The organism is Lactobacillus kefiranofaciens, assembly GCF_900103655.1.
Lineage (GTDB): Bacteria > Bacillota > Bacilli > Lactobacillales > Lactobacillaceae > Lactobacillus > Lactobacillus kefiranofaciens.
On the sequence record NZ_FMXC01000079.1, the window covers coordinates 1 to 1933 of the forward strand.

The window sequence follows — 1933 nt, forward strand, 5'->3', positions numbered from 1 at the left end:
TTGAGGTACTACCCTCAAAACTAAACAAAGTTTCTCAGTGTGCTTCCGTTTGCTTTAGTGGCTTCCTTTAGTAGTCTTCCCTACTCTCCGCCACCTCTGCTTCCTTAGAAAGGAGGTGATCCAGCCGCAGGTTCTCCTACGGCTACCTTGTTACGACTTCACCCCAGTCATCTGCCCTGCCTTAGACGGCTCCTTCCTTGCGGTTAGGCCACCGGCTTTGGGCATTGCAGACTCCCATGGTGTGACGGGCGGTGTGTACAAGGCCCGGGAACGTATTCACCGCGGCGTGCTGATCCGCGATTACTAGCGATTCCAGCTTCGTGCAGTCGAGTTGCAGACTGCAGTCCGAACTGAGAACAGCTTTCAGAGATTTGCTTGCCTTTGCAGGCTCGCTGCTCGTTGTGCTGCCCATTGTAGCACGTGTGTAGCCCAGGTCATAAGGGGCATGATGACTTGACGTCATCCCCACCTTCCTCCGGTTTGTCACCGGCAGTCTCATTAGAGTGCCCAACTTAATGCTGGCAACTAATAACAAGGGTTGCGCTCGTTGCGGGACTTAACCCAACATCTCACGACACGAGCTGACGACAGCCATGCACCACCTGTCTTAGCGTCCCCGAAGGGAACTTTGTATCTCTACAAATGGCACTAGATGTCAAGACCTGGTAAGGTTCTTCGCGTTGCTTCGAATTAAACCACATGCTCCACCGCTTGTGCGGGCCCCCGTCAATTCCTTTGAGTTTCAACCTTGCGGTCGTACTCCCCAGGCGGAGTGCTTAATGCGTTAGCTGCAGCACTGAGAGGCGGAAGCCTCCCAACACTTAGCACTCATCGTTTACGGCATGGACTACCAGGGTATCTAATCCTGTTCGCTACCCATGCTTTCGAGCCTCAGCGTCAGTTGCAGACCAGAGAGCCGCCTTCGCCACTGGTATTCTTCCATATATCTACGCATTCCACCGCTACACATGGAGTTCTACTCTCCTCTTCTGCACTCAAGAAAAACAGTTTCCGATGCAATTCCTCGGTTAAGCCGAGGGCTTTCACATCAGACTTATTCTTCCGCCTGCGCTCGCTTTACGCCCAATAAATCCGGACAACGCTTGCCACCTACGTATTACCGCGGCTGCTGGCACGTAGTTAGCCGTGACTTTCTGGTTGATTACCGTCAAATAAAGGCCAGTTACTACCTCTATCCTTCTTCACCAACAACAGAGCTTTACGGTCCGAAAACCTTCTTCACTCACGCGGCGTTGCTCCATCAGACTTGCGTCCATTGTGGAAGATTCCCTACTGCTGCCTCCCGTAGGAGTTTGGGCCGTGTCTCAGTCCCAATGTGGCCGATCAGTCTCTCAACTCGGCTATGCATCACTGCCTTGGTAGGCCGTTACCTTACCAACTAGCTAATGCACCGCGGGTCCATCCTTTAGCGACAGCTTGCGCCGCCTTTTAAAAGCTGTTCATGCGAACTGCTTTCTTATCCGGTATTAGCACCTGTTTCCAAGTGGTATCCCAGACTTAAGGGCAGGTTCCCCACGTGTTACTCACCCATCCGCCGCTCGCTTTCCCAGCGTCCTCACCGAAGTGATTCTGCTGGTTCCGCTCGCTCGACTTGCATGTATTAGGCACGCCGCCAGCGTTCGTCCTGAGCCAGGATCAAACTCTCATTTTGAAAATTAAGTTTGAATGATTGCTCATTCGATTATTTAAGATCTTTGTCTCAAATTTATTGCTTGCGAAATTGACTTCGCTTTTTGTTTGGGTTCTTACACCCGCACACTTTTAGCGAAACTTTGTTCAGTTTTCAAAGTACTACCTCTGTCCGGCTAGACCGGACAGCTTTTTCACTTTACCAAACTCTCAAAGCTCTGTCAAGAACTTTTTTGAATTTGTTTTCGTCGACCTGCTTGAGCTTTTCTGCTCTCGCCTGACG

The 1933-nt window shown here is 51.1% G+C and carries 1 rRNA gene; it reads right to left on the bottom strand.

Going from position 1 to position 1933, the window contains the following annotated elements:
• Positions 1–108 precede the first annotated feature (108 nt).
• Positions 109–1672 (bottom strand): 16S ribosomal RNA (locus BLP58_RS11705).
• Positions 1673–1933: the final 261 nt, after the last annotated feature.